The organism is Nitrospirillum pindoramense (assembly GCF_007827955.1).
GTDB lineage: Bacteria > Pseudomonadota > Alphaproteobacteria > Azospirillales > Azospirillaceae > Nitrospirillum > Nitrospirillum amazonense_B.
This window is the reverse complement of the sequence record NZ_VITR01000008.1, coordinates 56113-72478: the sequence shown is the minus strand read 5'-3', so window position 1 is coordinate 72478 and position 16366 is coordinate 56113. Positions and strand designations below refer to the sequence as shown.

The 16366-nt window shown below is 66.0% G+C and carries 8 protein-coding genes; 6 read left to right on the top strand and 2 right to left on the bottom strand.

Annotated elements, in window-relative coordinates; all coding sequences use genetic code 11:
• Positions 1-5 precede the first annotated feature (5 nt).
• Positions 6-8450, bottom strand: a complete 8445-nt coding sequence (locus tag FBZ90_RS14745) for a discoidin domain-containing protein (RefSeq protein WP_211102049.1) — start codon at positions 8448-8450, stop codon at positions 6-8.
• A gap of 389 nt (positions 8451-8839) precedes the next feature.
• Here FBZ90_RS14745 and FBZ90_RS14740 point away from each other — a divergent pair, with 389 nt between their 5' ends.
• The 3 genes from FBZ90_RS14740 to FBZ90_RS14730 all read left to right on the top strand — a co-directional run bounded on the left by FBZ90_RS14740 (position 8840) and on the right by FBZ90_RS14730 (position 10345).
• Entirely contained in the window at positions 8840-9046 is a 207-nt protein-coding gene (locus tag FBZ90_RS14740) for a hypothetical protein (RefSeq protein WP_145733325.1), read from the top strand.
• Between the two features lie 65 nt (positions 9047-9111).
• Positions 9112-9864: a prepilin peptidase gene (locus FBZ90_RS14735; RefSeq protein ID WP_246130421.1), complete on the top strand. Its 753-nt coding sequence runs from the start codon at positions 9112-9114 to the stop codon at positions 9862-9864.
• A 148-nt stretch (positions 9865-10012) separates the two neighbouring features.
• On the top strand, positions 10013-10345 hold the full coding sequence (locus FBZ90_RS14730; RefSeq protein ID WP_246130420.1) for a cupin domain-containing protein: 333 nt from the start codon (positions 10013-10015) through the stop codon (positions 10343-10345).
• A 3-nt stretch (positions 10346-10348) separates the two neighbouring features.
• Here FBZ90_RS14730 and FBZ90_RS14725 read toward each other — a convergent pair whose 3' ends face one another.
• A complete protein-coding gene (locus tag FBZ90_RS14725) occupies positions 10349-11755 on the bottom strand; it encodes an aminotransferase-like domain-containing protein (RefSeq protein ID WP_145733321.1) in 1407 nt (468 codons plus the stop codon).
• Between the two features lie 120 nt (positions 11756-11875).
• On the opposite strand from FBZ90_RS14725, the gene hemA reads away from it, so the two are divergent.
• The 3 genes from hemA to cyoB all read left to right on the top strand — a co-directional run bounded on the left by hemA (position 11876) and on the right by cyoB (position 16365).
• The gene (gene hemA, locus FBZ90_RS14720) at positions 11876-13096 is read left to right on the top strand and encodes a 5-aminolevulinate synthase (RefSeq protein ID WP_145733319.1); all 1221 of its coding nucleotides are present in this window, start codon (positions 11876-11878) and stop codon (positions 13094-13096) included.
• Between the two features lie 286 nt (positions 13097-13382).
• Positions 13383-14372 (top strand): ubiquinol oxidase subunit II, encoded by a 990-nt coding sequence (gene cyoA / locus FBZ90_RS14715; RefSeq protein WP_211102047.1) that lies wholly within the window; start codon positions 13383-13385, stop codon positions 14370-14372.
• 7 nt (positions 14373-14379) lie between these two features.
• On the top strand, positions 14380-16365 hold the full coding sequence (cyoB, locus tag FBZ90_RS14710; protein ID WP_145733317.1) for a cytochrome o ubiquinol oxidase subunit I: 1986 nt from the start codon (positions 14380-14382) through the stop codon (positions 16363-16365).
• The last annotated feature ends 1 nt before the right edge of the window (position 16366 follow it).

Here is a 16366-nt window from a genome sequence, read left to right as displayed (position 1 = left end):
GCCCCTTACCAGCCGATGCCGAACACCGCATGTTCCGGCGTGCCGGTCTGGATGGTGGAGCTTTGGTCCGACACGTCGTCGTAGGCGAAGCCGTAGGCCAGGCCGCCGACGCTGTGGTCATGCCAGAACTTGGCGTACCAGTTGGCCGGGCTGGCCTGATACCAGGTCGCCGGTGTGGCCCAATCCCCCGCGCTGTCCATGATGTGGCGGTTGAAGGCGGCGCACAGCTGGGCTTCCAGCGCCAGTTCGGTGGCGTTGCCCGTGGCCAGGGCCCCGGCCCCCCGCAGCACATCCTGCGTCGTCGGCTTGTTGATGACGAAGGTGCCGCCGACATAGGCGCCGTTACCCAGGTTGGCCTCGGTGAAGACCATCTGGCCCCCCTGGACTTGACCCACGAAGCGGCGGCTGCCGCCCCACAGATCTATGGTCAGGGTGTTGGTGGTGTAATAGGTCCAGATTTGGGTGATGTAGCTGTCGAAATAGGCGGCGTTGGCCTGGCCGGTGTCGAAGGTGCTGTTGTAGGGCGCCATGATGCGGTAGGGCGACAGCGGGGCCGTGTGGAACTCCGCCGGCGTTTCCGCCAGGTAGGCGTTGTAGAGCGAGGCGCGGCTCTGGTTCAGGCCGGTTTGCTTGTGGAAGGTGTTGTGGGCACCGTACACGTCCAGCAGCAGCGGCAGGCCGAACTGGTCCACCTGGGTCGTGTTGATCCACAACCCGGCGTCATTGTACGTGAACTCATACCAATCGTAATAGACGTTGATGTTCGGGTCGGTGGCGTTGAGCGGATTGGGGCCCGCATACCCCACCTGGTTGTTCGCGTCCGCCAGGATCTTGATGTACAGCGGCCCGCCCAAGGCCACGAACACGCGGCCGGAGTCCATCTTGGGCAGCTTCAGCGTCTTGGCCTGCGCCAGGGTGAAGAAGTAGTTGCTGTAGTTCTGCCCCCCGGCGGTCAGGTGTCCCGCCGCGTCGTTGTCGGTGATGCTGGCCGGCATCAGGGTGCCGTCCGGCTTCAGCCAAGCGAATTGGCCCGTTGCCGGATTGCGTCCGATCACCGCGACATAGACCTGGTCGTCGGTGAAGGCGCCGTTGGTGTTGTTTTGCAAATCGACACCAACGAAGCCGGGATAAACGGTGTAGGGCAAGCCGCCGGTGGTGACCGTCAGGATGGCGGCGGCCGAGGTCACGGTCGCCCCCTGGGCATCAGTCACCACCACCGCGAACCGCGCCCCATCGTCACCGGCCACCGTGGCCGGGGTGCTGTAGCTGGCGCTGGTCGCGCCGGCGATGGCGACGCCGTTCTTGGTCCATTGGTAGGTGAAGGGACCGGTGCCGCTGACGGTCACGGTGAAGGCGGCGCTGCCCCCCGCAGCCACGGTCTGGTTCTGCGGCTGGCCGGTGATGGCCGGCGGCTGGGCCACTTGGTTGTTATAGACCTGGAAGCTGAACAGGGAATAGCCGTAGGCCGATGACCGCTGCGTTCCGTAAAGGCGGACATAGCGGGCCGTGACGGGGGCGAAGCTCAAGTCTTCGACACCGCCCTTGCCGTCCGTCTGGCTGTAGGCGGTGGTCCAGGTCTGGCCGTCATTGGACGCCTGGATTTGATAGGCCACGCCGTGGGCGTTTTCCCAGGTCAGGATCACGCGGTTGAAGGTCTGGGCGCTGCCCAGGTCGACCATGATCCAGGACGGATCGACGAAATCCGACGACCAGCGCGTGGCCGGATCGCCATCCACCGCGTTGGCGGCAGGATAGGCCGGGCTTTCCAGCTTGCTGGAGGTCGCCAGCTTGCCCGCCGCCAGGTCCACCGCCGCCGAGCGCGGCCCGAAGGTCACAGCCAGGGTGTGGTTGGCCAGCACGTTGGTGAAGGTATAGACGGTCTTGGGTCCAACGTCCTGGCCGTCCACCGTGACACCCGTCACGGCGTAGCCGTCAGCCGGCGCGAAGGTGAAGGTGGGGTCGGCCCCCTGCAGCACCTGGGCGGTACCGCCGGGGTTGATCGCGCCATTGGCCCCCGCCGTGGCGGTCACGGTGAATTTGGGCGTGGTGGCGGTGTTGTAGACCTCGAACTCCCACAACGAGTAGCCGTACGGGCTGGCGCGCCGCACACCCTGCATGCGGACATACCGGGCCTGGACGGTGGGGAAGCTGATGTCCTCATCCCCACCCTTGCCGTCGGCTTGGTTGTAAACCGTGTTCCAGGTGCCGCCATCGGCCGACGCCTGGATCTGATAGGCGCCGCCGTAGGCGTTCTCCCACCGCAGGACCACGCGGTTCACCGCCTGGACCGAGCCCAGATCGACCGCGATCCAGGCCTGGTCGTCAAAGTTGGAGGAGAAGCGCGACCCCAGGTTGCCGTCGCCGGCGTTAGCGGCGGAATAGCCGTCGTTTTCCGCGCCGCTGGCGATCATGGGCATGCCCAGCGCCAGGTTGGCGTTGCCAGACGCCGGCAAGGTGCCCGCGCCCGAGCCCGCGCCGGGCGTGGTGGTAACGGGCGGCGGCGTCACCGTCAGGGTGGCGGCGTCGCTGGTGACGCTGCCGGCCACGTTGGTGACGACCACGGTGATGGCGGCCGCGTTGTCGGCCATAGCCAACGCCGCCGTGGTGAAGGCGGGGGTATCGGTGACCGCCAGCAGCTTCCCGTTCTCATACCACTGGTAGGTGAAGGGGGCGGTGCCGGTGGCCGCCACGGTGAACTGGGCCGTCTGCCCGGCCGTCGCCGTCACGCTGGCGGGCTGAGCCGTCAGCGTCGGCGGGGTCGGCATATCGAACACCTGGAAGGACCACAGGGAGTAGCCGTAGGGGCCGGACCGCTGCGTCGCGTTGAGGCGGACATATTGGGCCGTCACCTCGGGGAAGGAGATGTCCTCGATCGCACCCTGGCCGGCGGCCTGGGTGTAGACCGTGGTCCAGTTCTTGTTATCTGTGGACACCTGGAGTTGATAGCCGACCGCGTAGGCGTTCTCCCACGTCAGGACGATGCGGTTGAATGCCTTGGCGGCGCCCAAATCCACCTGCAACCAGGCCGTGGGGCCGGCTTTGGACGACCAGCGGGTGCCCGGGTCGCCGTCCACCGCGTTGCTGGCGGGATAGCCATCCCCCTCGATCTCGCTCGACGTGGCGTTCTGGTGCAGGGCCAGGTCCACCCCCGCCGAGGCGACGCTGAACGTGGCCGCCACGGTGTGGGGGGCCTGCACGTTGATGAAGGTGTAGCTGCCCACCTGGCCAATGCTTTGTCCATCCGCCACGATCCCGGTCGCCGCGTAGCCGGCGGCGGGCTGGAAGGCGAACGTCTGGTTGGCGCCGGCATAGACCGGCACCGATCCGCCGGGGACGACGGCGCCATTGGCACCGGCCGTCGCGGTGATGGTGTATTGCGGGGTGTTGGCGGTGTTGTAGACCTCGACCTCAAACAGCGAGTAACCGAAGCCGCTGGCCCGCTTCACACCCTGCATGCGGACATACTGGGCCTGGGTGGCGGTGAAGCGCAGATCCTCGTTCCCGCCCTTGCCATTGTTCTGGGTATAGACGGTCTTCCAGTTCTGGTTGTCGGTCGACGTCTGGATCAGGTAGGCGCTGCCGTAAGCCGCCTCCCACCGCAGGACCACGCGGTCGACAGTCATGACGGAGCCCAGGTTGACGGTGATGGATTCCGCGTCGGTGGGGCCGGACGACCAGCGGGAATTCAAGTCGCCGTCCACCGCGGACGAGGCGGGGTAGCCATCACCCTGGTCGCTGGTGGCGACCGCGGTCTTGCCGGCGGCCAAATCCGACGCGGGCGACTTGGTGGGTGGGGTCAGGGGGTTGGTGGGCGCGCCGCCACCCCCATTGCCGTCACCCCCGTTTCCGCCACCGGTGTTGCCGCCGGTGTTGCCATCCCCGCCCGTGCCGGCGCCGCCCCCCGTGGCCGGGCCCAGCGTCAGGACGGCCGCGGTGCTGGTGGCGCTGCCGCCGCCATTGGTGACGATGACGCTGAAGGATGCGCCGTCGTCGCTCGCCTTGAGCGGGGCGGTGGTGAAGCTGGGCACGGTGGTGATGCCCACCCCCACGCCATTCTCCAGCCACTGGTAGCTGAAGGGGCCGGCCCCCGTGACGGTGACCGTGAAGGTCGCCGTGCCGCCCAGCGGCGCGGTCTGGTTCGACGGCGATGCGGTGATCACCGGCGCCGCCAACGGCGCCCCGGCGACGCACAGCGCCCAGCCGGGGGAGTTATCAATGATCTGGGAGGAGGACTGACCGGCCGAAGAGACGAAGTAGGCGCGGTCGGCTTCACCGGGGACGTTGGTCTCGGTCCAGGTGCTCCACGGGTTGGGGAAGGCGCAGGCCGCATAGTTGCTGCCGGCGATGGTCAGCACCTCATCCTGGGTGGGCAAGCGCATGCCGACGGACGCGCAATACTGCTCGGCCACGGGCCGGGTGAACTGCGCCCCCTGCTGGGAATAGGTCGTGACGTACTGCTGCCAGGTCAGGCCGCTGGCGTTGTCCACCACCGTGGGCACGAAGGGGCCGTTGGGGATACCGGGGATGGGGGAGATGTAGGTGCCCGACTTGGCCGGCTGCGGGGTGTAGCGCTCCGCCGCCGCGCCGCACTGGGGCACGTCGTACACCTGGAACTCAAACAGGGAGTAGCCATAGTCGGTGGCCCGCTTGGTTCCGAACATCCGCACATAGCGGGCGGACGTGCTGGGGAATTGCAGGGTTTCCGTACCCCCCTTGCCCACCGCCATGCTGACGCCGTCCGTCGGATACACCGTCGTCCAGTTCTTGGTATCACCCTCGTCGTTGGAAACCTGAATCTGGTAGGCAGCGGCGTGGGCGTTTTCCCAGTTCAGCACGACCTCGTCGAAGGTCCGGATGCTTCCCAGATCGACGCCGACCCAGGACGGGTCGATCTGCGGCGCCGACGACCACCGCGTGGTGATGTCGCCGTCGAAGGCGTACTTCGACGTCAGGCCGGCGTTCTGCTCACTGCTCTCAAAAGAGGCCTTGCCCGCCGCCAGGTTGGTGCCGTTGCTGCCGCTGACCGACAGGATGGCGGGGTTGCTGGTGACGCTGCCGGCCACGTTGGTGACCGTGACGGTATAGCTGCCCGCGTCGGCGGTCTGCGCCGACGGGATGACGTAGTTGGCGGCATCGGATCCGACGGCCACGGCGTCATGCATCCACTGATAGTGGAGTGGCGCCGTGCCGGAGGCCAAAACCGACAGCACCACCGTCTGGTTGACCGACACCGCCTGGCTGGCCGGGGCGGTGACGATGGAGGGCGGGTTGGCAGCACCCACCGTGAGGACGGCGGCGGCCGAGGTGACGGTGCCCGCCGTGTTGGTGACCACCACGGTGAAGCTGGCGCCGTTGTCCGCCAACGTCAGGACGGGCGTGTTGTAAACGGACGCGGTCGCGCCGGAAATGGCGGTCCCGTTCCGATACCACTGATAGCGCAGCACGGGCGAGCCGGTGGCCGTCACGCTGAAGGCGGCGTTCTGGCCGGCGATCACCGTCTGGGGCTGCGGCTGGGCGACGATGGCGGGCACCGTCGGCGGCACCACGCTCAGCAGGGCCGATTTGGAGGTCACGCTGGTGCCCGAGGCATTGCTGACGACGACGCTGTAGAGGGCGCCGTTATCGGTCAACGCGGTGACGGGGGTGGTGTAGCTGTAGCCGGTCGCGCCGGGAATGGCCACGCCGCCCCGCTGCCACTGGTAAGTCAGGGGCGTCGACCCGGCGGTCAGCACCGTGAAGGTGGCCGACTGGCTGACGGTGACGGTCTGATCCTGCGGCTGGGTGACGATGGCCAGCGCGCTGGAGGGGGCCGCAGGCACGGACAGGCTGCCGTTGCTGCCCAGCGTGGGCCCGGTGATCGGCATGATCTGGAAGCTGGCGGTGCCCGCCCCCAAACCCGGCGCCGTGGCGGTGACCTTCACCGTGCCGGGGGTGAACTGCGCGCGCACGGCAATGCGGGTGATGCCACCCTCCGCCGTCAGGTTGGGGTCGCCCGGGGCGTGATAGCTCTGCCCCTGGCCCGCCGTCACATAGTGGTCGGCGCCGCCGCGATAGGTGCCGGGACCGCTGACCGCGAAGGTCAAGGTCGGCGACACGTCCGGCACGCGCACGCCATTGGCGTCGACCACCTCGGCGGTGATGAAGGCGGCGTCGGTGCCATTCGCCTGCACGGTGAAGGCGACGTTGTTGGGACGCACCAGTTCCGGGGTCACGGTCAGGCGGATGTGGTCGGGGGCGCCGGCCGTCACCTGGGTATCCTGCACCGGGTTGCCGGCGGCATCGGTCACCACGCGGGCATTGCTGTCCAGGCATTGGGCGGTGAGCGTGCCGGCGGCCCACATCACGTCCCAATGGGCCTGGGTTGGCAGCAGCGTGGTGTTCCGGGTCATGTCACCGCTGACGTCGGTGGTGACGGGGTTCGGGGTCATGTCGCCGCCCTGCCGCAGGCCATTCAGCAGCAGGCGAACCGACGGACAGTTGGAAAAGGCGTTCACCCGCACCTGGCCCGTGCGATTCCAGTGATAGGCCAGCTTCACCACCGGCTTGGTGTCGAAGGACGTCCAGGCGGCCTGGTAGATGTAGTACAGCAGCCGGGGCAGACGGTTGGCATCCATCATGGACGCGCCATTCCCGCGGATGGATTCCGGGGTGTGGCCGCTGGCGACGCCGGTGGGCGAACCGGGGCCGTCCACCTGGGTCACGATCTCACCCGGGGTGTCCGCCAGGTACCAATGGGCCATGCCGAAGGACTTGATCGCCACGCTCTTCACCCACTGCTTCATGTACAGCGCGGCGAACGGCAGTTCGTAGTCATAAAGGTCGCGACCAACGCCGTTGTCCCAGTATTCCGAGCCCCAGGCCGGCACGTTGGGGTTGGCGGTCTTGACGCCGATATCGCAGCCATCGCCCGAGCAGCCGAGGATGTCACCATTCGCCGGGTTGGGCGTGCGATCGGACTGGGCACGGGTCAGAACGGGGTCCCACACCTCCGACAACGCTTTCAGGCTTTGCGCCAAGGTGGTGTCGGTGACGCCGTTGTTCGCCTCCCACGCCAGGACCGACGGGTTGTTGCGGTCGTGCACGATCATGTCACGGTGCACTTCCTTCTTCAGTTCCACGTCCTGGGTGTTGGCGGTGCAGCCGTTGACGTAGGTGGTGCCAGGGCAAAGCGTGGCGAAGCCGTTCTCGCCGTCGCCGCTGGGCTGGATCATCATCACGCCATACGCGTCCGCCGCCGCCAGGAACTCGGGCCCCTGCGCGGAATGGCCGGGCCTGTACAGGCTGCCGCCGGCATTGGCCAGCAGGGCAACATCGCGCCATTGCTGTTCTTCCGGCACAGCGGAGCCCAGGGCGGGATAGTCATAGCGACCGGACGCACCCCAGAGGTAATGGGCGTGGCCGTTGATGATGGGAAAGTTCTGGTCCCAGCTGATGGTGCGGATGCCCAGCGGCGTGGTCGTGGCATCGACCACCACGCCGTTGACGCTGACGGTGTGGACCACCGTGTACAGGTAGGGCTTACCCCACTGGCTGTTGTTCGGATACCAGAGCGTGGGGTTTTCCACCGTCAGCGTCTGGTCGAAGATCGCCGGCGGCGGGGCGGCATCCGGCGCGTTGCGCGCGGGCGTGGCTGGCAGCGGACTGGCGGCCACCGTCTTGGTGTCCTGGGCCGTGGCGACGACATTGCCGCTGGCGTCCACGATCTGGGTGTTCAAGGTCACCGTCTGGTCGGTGCCGTATTCATTGGCGACGTTGGTCTGCACGCGAATGGTGGCGGAGGCGTCGCTGGCCGCCACCGTGGAGACATAGGTGCCCCAGGTGTTCAGGACGGAATAGGTGTTGCGGGGAATGTGCACGCGGTCGGTGATGTACATCCACACCGGGCGGAACAGCCCGCTGTCCGCCTGACCGAAGCGGAACGCGCCCGCGAAGTTAGGGTTGGTGAAAAAGGCGTCACCGCGCGCGACCTTCACCGCCAGCACGTTGTCCGTGCCGTCGAACTTCACATAGTCGGTGATGTCGACGATGAAGGGGACGAAACCCACGACATGGGTGGCGTTCGGGTTCACCAGGCTGTTGCCCTGGATGAAATGGCCGTTGATGTAAACCTGGGCGCCCATGTGGGCGCCCTCGAACTCCACGAAAAGCTTCCGTGTCGCGTATGACGCGTCCAGTGAGAAGTGCTTTCGATACCAGGTGATGTTGCCGGTCAGCTGTCCCTGGCCACCACCGGATTCCATGTTCAGGAAGGTGTCGTTGTCGCTGGGGCTTTGTGGAACGCCGACCGACGACCACACCTCCTTGGTGTTGGCCGGGCTGTCGTCATAGGCCGGGCTCATGGCATTGGCGGGATCGCCATCCTTCAGATAGCGCCAGGGCGTTTCACCCAGATTGATGGTCACCCGGTTGGACGGCGGCAGAACCCCGCTGTCCGCGAATGCCACGGACATTCCTAGAATGCCGCCAATAACAGACGCCAGAATGAGCGTCTTGGCCAGGAATAGAAACGCCCCCAACGCACGCATTACCATTTTTATGCTCCATTCGCCTGGAGAGCCGCCGGTCTTCTCTTGTAGAGGCGCCATTTCACAGACGCGCCTTCCGGTGGCCTATTACATCCACCCAGGCGTCATGCAATTTTTTGTAATTGCTGAAATGTTTCTTAAAATGGCCACCAATATAGTACGAAAGGCATGGCCATTTTAGATGGAAGCGCGATTAGGTATGGGTGACACTGCCCATAAGGGGTTAGCGAAAACTAATTTTTGTTAAGTGGCAAAAAGAAATATACTGAAAAAAGCAATATTCCCGCTCCAGCACTCCGCCAGAAAGGGGGGCGATGGCCGAGCCTCTGCCCACAAATACCTCTTCAGCACAGTTTCTGGCGGCCTATTTCTTCGCGGGCAAAGAACAAAAATTCGGCGAATTGGTACAAAAATATCAGCGGCCTGCGAAAGCTGGCTTGCCCGCCCCACCCGAATCGGCATCGGGTAAACAGGCCACCATGATTAAGGCATGGTCATGGCAGCTGATTCCGGGTAGCTGATGGCTTGCCAGCCTCAGCCCCCACCTGAGGTCCGGCACCCAAAGCCCAGGCCTTAGGCATTGATCTTGCTGACATTTCTTCCCTTGATCCTTATCGCGCCCATTATCGGCAGCTTTCTTGGCGTGCTGGTGGAACGGTTACCGGCCGGCCGGCCCGTGGCGTGGGCGCGCTCCTGCTGCGATGCCTGTGGCCATATCCTGGGAACGTTGGATCTGATCCCCATCGTTTCTTTCCTGATGGCCCGGGGCCGCTGTCGGCACTGCGCCGCCCCCATCCCCCCTTTTCATCTGCATATCGAGCTGGCGGCCCTGCTTCCGGCCGCCATCATGGTGGGCGTCGCGGGGACGCTGGGGATCGAAGACCCGTTGACCCTATGGGCGGGCGCGGGCCTGGGGTGGACGCTGCTGGCCCTGGCGCTGATCGACATGCGTCATATGATCCTGCCCGACGCCTTGACCTTGCCGCTGGTTGCGGCTGGCTTGGCGCTGGCGTGGGTGCAGGCCGGCACGATGCCCGTCGATCATGCGGTGGCGGCTGCGGCCGGGTATGGTGGTTTAGTCGCGCTCAATCTGGTTTATCGCGCCGTGCGCGGGCGCGATGGAATGGGCCGGGGGGATGCCAAGCTGCTGGCCGCCGGCGGCGCCTGGCTAGGGCTGGCGGCCCTGCCCCATGTGCTGCTGCTCAGCGCCACCTGCGGGCTGTTGGCGTTTGCCTTCAGCAGGGCCCTCGGCAAGCCGTTGGATCCGGCTGCCCCCATGCCCTTCGGTCCCTGTCTGGCCTTCGCGATTTGGGTCTGCTGGTTGCTGTCGCTGGCATAGCGTCTGGCAGCCGCCGAGATCAATGCAGCCGGCGTGGTGGCCGTGATGGATCTCGGCGGCGCGGCGCTTGACGCACCCACTGGTTGCCTCCCGGGCACGGGATGTCCAGACTGCCCTGGCGCCCGACACCGCAAAGGGAACAAGCCTGATGGACATGCCCGGCAACCTGTTGACCGCCCTGCCCCCGGCCCTGGACGCGGAATGCTTCACCGACATCCTGCGCCGACCCGGCTGTCGCATAGAGCGCATCGTGTCCCAAGGGCAGGTGACGCCGGTCGACCGGCCTTACGTCCAGGCGCACGACGAATGGGTGCTGGTCCTGGCCGGCGCCGCGCGGGTGGAGATGAACGGCACGGAAACGGCCCTGGCGCCCGGCGACCACCTGTTCATCCCGGCCAACGCCCGCCACCGGGTGACCTTCACCGACTTGGACCCGCCCACCGTCTGGCTGGCCATCCATATCGGCGAAGCGGCCGTCTGAGCGTCACACCACCAGCGAGGATAGGGCCGGGGGCTGGCTTAGCAGGTCGGCCACGATGCGCAGGCTTTGCGCCAGGTCGTCACGGCTGGCGGCGGCACCCAGGCCCAGGCGCACCGCCTCAGGCGGCGTGCCCAGCGCGAAGGCGTCGCTCGGCACGACGCCGATGCCCACGGTGCGCAGGCGGGCGGCGAACTCACCCCGGGTCCAGGGCGGCGAGAGACGCAACCAAATGTGAAATCCTTCCGGGTCGGCGCTGATGGCGTCGGCCGGCAGGATCTCGGCGGCCAGGGCCTGGCGGGCCGCCGTCTCTCCCCGGATCGCTTCAAGCACGCGGGCCGCCGTGCCGCCCATGATCCAACGCGTGGCCAGGGCCGCCGTAAGGGGGGACGCCATGGCGGCCGTGGCCCGCAGGGCCCCGGCCAGCCGTGCCGCCGCCCGCGTATCCGGCGTCACCAGATAGGCAATACGCAGGGCCGGGGCCAGGCACTTGGCCAATCCCGCGATATGATAGGTGATGTCGGGCGCCAGGGCTGCGAAGGGCGGCACCGGTGTCCGCGGCAGGGCGCCGTAGGCGTCGTCCTCGATAATGGCGACGCCGTAAGTTCGGGCGATGGCGGCCAGGACCGTGCGCCGCCCCTGGGGAATGGTCAGGGTCGTCGGGTTTTGGATGGTGGGGCAAGTGTAGAAAGCCCGCGGCCGGTGAGCGGCGCACAGGGCCTCGAACGAGTCAGGCAGCGGGCCTTGCGCGTCCCCGAGCACGGCCATCGGCTGCAGGCGCAAGTGGGCGGCGAGCGAGAGGAAACCGGGATAGCTCAAGCCTTCCGCCAGCACGACGTCGCCAGACGCCGCGACGCCGCTCAGGGTGGTCAACAGGGCACCCTGAGCCCCCGGGCAAACCAGGGTGCGTTCCACCGCCAAGTCTGGCAGCCGGGTTGCCAGCCAGGCCATACCGGCGGCACGGTCGCGCACGCTGCCCCCCGGTTCCTGATAGCGCATCAGCAAATCCAGGCCCCCCGACGCCTCCAGCTCCGCCATCGCAGCCCACATGTCGGCCGACAGGGCCGCATCGTCGAAACGCGGTGGCAGGTTCATGCTCATGTCCACCATGCCTCCGGTGGCGGCGAGCCCCCCTCCTCGGGAAACGGGCGCCGGCTGAGGCGCGCGGGATCGGACATAAGTGCCCTGGCCCACCCGGCCCTCCACCAGCCCCCGGCGCCGCGCCTCGGTATACGCGCGGCTGACGGTGGTGAAGTCTATGCCCAGCTGGTCCGCCAAAGCGCGTTGGGGGGGGAGGCGCGTGCCTTCGGACAGCCGGCCCGACGCGATGTCGGCTGCGATGGCGTCGGCAATCGCCAGATAAACGGGTCCGGCCACCTTGCTGACAACAGGCCTCCACTGAGCGCTCGTCATGTCTCCATCCCTTGCAGGCATCTTGTGATCCATATATATGGATATTGTATGTTGCTGCCAACGGGGCAGGCGCCCACAGCATAAGTTTATAGGTATGCCCGCCCAGAGATGGATGGAAAAATGAATCTGAACGCGAGATTCCAGGCGTTGCTTGCCGACATGAAGCTGGAGGGCCGCTATCGCACCTTCATCGAGCTGGAGCGTCTCGCCGGCGCCTTCCCCGCCGCCCTTTGGCGGGCGCAGGATGGCCTGCGGCGCCATGTCACCGTGTGGTGCAGCAACGATTACCTGGGCATGGGCCAGAACCCCGACGTCCTGGCGGCGATGCACCAGAGCCTGGACTTCTCCGGCGCCGGCACCGGCGGAACGCGCAACATTTCCGGCACCAACCGCCAACATGTGGCGCTGGAGGCGGCGCTGGCCGACCTGCATGACAAGGAATCGGCGCTGATCTTCACCTCGGGCTGGATATCCAACCTGGCGGCGCTGGGCACGCTGGGTCGCGCCCTGCCCGGCTGCGCCATCTTTTCCGACGCGCTCAACCACAACTCCATGATCGAGGGCATCCGCCGCTCCGGCGCGGAGCGCTTCATCTTCCGTCACAACGACGTGGCGCACCTGGATGAATTAATGGGCCAAGTGGCGCCGGACCGGCCCAAGATCGTGGCCTTTGAAAGCGTCTACAGCATGGACGGCGACGTCGCCCCCATCGCCGCCATCTGCGACGTCGCGGAAAAGCATGGTGCCATCACCTACCTGGACGAGGTGCACGCCGTGGGGCTTTACGGCGCCCGGGGGGGCGGGGTCGCGGAGCGCGACGGCGTAGCCCATCGCGTGACCTTGATCGAAGGCACGCTGGCCAAGGCCTTCGGCGTCATGGGCGGCTATGTCGCCGGCCCGGCGCTGATGATGGACGTCATCCGCAGCATGGCCGACAGCTTCATCTTCACCACCTCGCTCTGCCCCCACCTCGCCGCCGGCGCGCTGGCCGCGGTGAACCATGTCGCCACCCACCCGGAGGAGCGCGCGGCCCTGGCCCGCAATGTGGAGACGCTGCGCGGCATGCTGCTCGCGGCCGGCATCCCGGTGATGGACAGCGCCAGCCACATCCTGCCGGTGCTGGTGGGGGACGCGCATCTGTGCAAGCGCACCAGCGACCTGCTGTTGCAGGAGCACGACATCTATGTCCAGCCCGTCAACTATCCCACCGTCCCCCGGGGAACGGAACGATTGCGCATCACCACCACCCCCTTCCACACGCAGGAGCACATGCGGGCGCTGGTCTACGCGCTGAGGACAGTCGGCCGCCAACTGGGCTGGGTCGAGCAACGCGCGGCCTGATTCTGCCGGAAAAGATAGGACGCTCTATACGAAATTGTATGGAATTGGCCATCCTTGACGGGGCCGAGGTCGCGGCCGTTTGTGCCCGGAACGACGCCCCCAGCCTGGAACAGGAACGGAAATCCGGGCGATGATGGGTCGGGCGTGTTTTCCGTCAACACAGCCAACTGTTTTCGCGGCTTGCCAAGCTCGCCCCAGGAACCATACAAAGCATACATACAAATACCGCCTTCCCGGCACTTCTGTAGGTTGCGCAGGCCGGAAATTGTATGGAGAGGATTGCGGTGTGTTAACGAACCAGATCAAGACCGCCGTGCGCCATGCCGGCGGCATCGCGTCACGGGCTTGGCGCCGGCCGGCCCAGACACTCGCCCCCCTGGCCCTGCTAATGCTGTCGGGCTGTGGCGATATCGAGCTGCTGAACCCCAAGGGCACCATCGGTGAACAGGAAAAAACCCTGATCCTGCTGGCCCTTGGGCTGATGCTCCTGGTGGTCATCCCGGTGATGGTGCTGACCGTGGTGTTCGCCTGGCGGTATCGCGAGACGAACACCAAGGCCACCTACGCGCCGAAATGGTCCCATTCCAACCGGATCGAGGTTGTGGTGTGGTCCATTCCCTGCTGCATCATCATCTTCCTGGCGCTGCTGATCTGGCGCACGACGCACGAGCTGGATCCCTACCGCCCGCTGGTGGCCAAAGCCGAACCCGTGCGGGTGGAGGTGGTCGCCCTGAACTGGAAGTGGCTGTTCATCTATCCCGACTACGGCATCGCCTCGGTCAACCGGCTGGAACTGCCGGTGGACACGCCCGTCAACTTCACGCTGACGGCGCAGTCGATGATGAACTCCTTCTTCATCCCGCAGTTGGGCAGCCAGATCTACGCCATGGCCGGGATGCGCACCCAGCTGCACCTGATGGCCAACCAGCCGGGCACCTATGCCGGCCTGTCCTCCGCCTTCAGTGGCGAGGGTTTCTCCGACATGCATTTCGATGCCGTGGCCGTGGACCGCGCCGGCTTCGACGCCTGGGTCGCGGAGGCCAAGGCGGCCCCGGCCACCCTGGACGCCGACGTCTACAAGGCGCTGTCGGCCCCCAGCGTAAAGCATCCGGTGACCCTGTACGGCACCGTCGAATCCGGCCTGTTCGACCAAATCGTCGACCAGTTCATGCCGGCCATGGCCTTCAACGACAAGCTGGCGCTGTGCACCGCCCCCCGGGCCCCCTCACCAGCCCAGGCCCAGTCCACGCCCAAACCTTCATCCGTCACGGAGTAACGCCGCGATGTTCGGAAAACTGACCCTGGCGGCCATCCCCTGGGATGAGCCCATCATTATGGGAACGGGCGCCGTCGTCGCCCTGGGCGGCCTGGCCCTGCTGGGCCTGATCACCTATTTCGGCAAGTGGCGCTATTTGTGGGATGAGTGGATCACCAGCGTCGATCACAAGAAGATCGGCGCCATGTACTTCATCTTGGGCCTGGTCATGCTACTGCGCGGCTTCGCCGACGCCATCATGATGCGGGCGCAGCAGGCCATCGCCAACAACGACGCGGCGGGCTACCTGCCGCCGCACCATTACGACCAGATCTTCACCGCCCATGGCGTGATCATGATCTTCTTCGTGGCGACACCCTTCATCCTGGGACTGATGAACGTGGTGGTGCCGCTGCAGCTGGGGGCCCGCGACGTCGCCTTCCCCTTCGTCAATTCATTGGGCTTCTGGCTGTCGGTGGCCGGCGCGGTGCTGGTCATGCTGTCCATGTTCGTCGGCGATTTCGCCGCCACCGGCTGGGTGGCCTATCCACCCTTGTCGGAACTGGGCTACAGCCCCTCGGTCGGTGTCGACTATTACATCTGGTCGCTGCAGATCTCAGGGTTGGGCACGACGCTGGCGGGGGTGAACTTCATCGTCACCATCCTGCGCATGCGCGCACCCGGCATGAACCTGATGAAGATGCCCGTCTTCGTCTGGACCTCGTTGATCACCAACATCCTGATCGTCGCCGTCTTCCCCGTGCTGACCGCCACGCTGGCCATGCTGACGGCCGACCGCTACCTCGGCATGCACTTCTTCACCAATGAGCTGGGCGGCAACGCGATGATGTACATCAACCTCATCTGGGTGTGGGGCCACCCGGAGGTGTACATCCTGATCCTGCCGGCCTTCGGCGCCTTTTCCGAAATCATCGCCACATTCTCGCGCAAGCCGCTGTTCGGCTACACCTCGATGGTCTACGCCACCTCGTCCATCGGCATCCTGTCCTTCTTCGTCTGGCTGCACCACTTCTTCACCATGGGGTCGGGCGCCAACGTGAATGCCTTCTTCGGCATCATGACCTCCATCATCTCCATCCCCACAGGCGTGAAGCTGTTCAACTGGCTGTTCACCATGTACCGGGGGCGGGTGCGCTTTCATTCCGCCACGTTGTGGACCATCGGCTTCATGGTCACCTTCGCCGTGGGCGGCATGACCGGCGTGCTGCTGGCCGTGCCCGGCGCCGACTTCGTGCTGCACAACAGCCTGTTCCTGGTCGCCCACTTCCACAACGTCATCATCGGCGGCGTGGTCTTCGGCTGCCTGGCCGGCATGACCTTCTGGTTCCCCAAGGTCTTCGGCTTCACCCTGGATGAGTTCTGGGGAAAGGTCGCGTTCTGGTGCTGGCTCATCGGCTACTGGCTGGCCTTCACGCCCCTGTACATCCTGGGCTTCAAGGGCATGACCCGGCGCATGAACCACTATGACGTGCCCGGCTGGCACCCCTATCTGGTGGTGGCCCTGGTGGGGGCGTGCATCATCGGCGCCGGCATCCTGGCCCTGCTCATCCAACTGGTGGTCAGCATCCGCGACCGGGAGAAGAACCGTGACCTGACGGGCGACCCGTGGAACGCCCGCAGCCTGGAATGGTCCACCGCCTCCCCCGCGCCATTCTACAACTTCGCCCATGTGCCCACCATCACCTCGCTGGAACAGCATTGGACGGACAAGGAGACAGGCCGGGCCGGCGTGCAGGTCATGGGGTATGAGGACATCCACATGCCGCGCAACACCGCCGCCGGCGCCGTCATCGCCGCCTTCGGCCTGGTGATGTCCTTCGCGCTCATCTGGCACATGTGGGGCATCGCGCTCTTCGGCCTGGCCGCCATGGTGGCGACCTTCATCCAGCGCAGCTACGACCGCGACGTCGACTATTACGTCCCGGCATCCGAGGTCGCCCGCATCGAGAGCGCGCGCTACGCGCTGCTGAAGCAATCGGAAAAGGTGGCTTGAT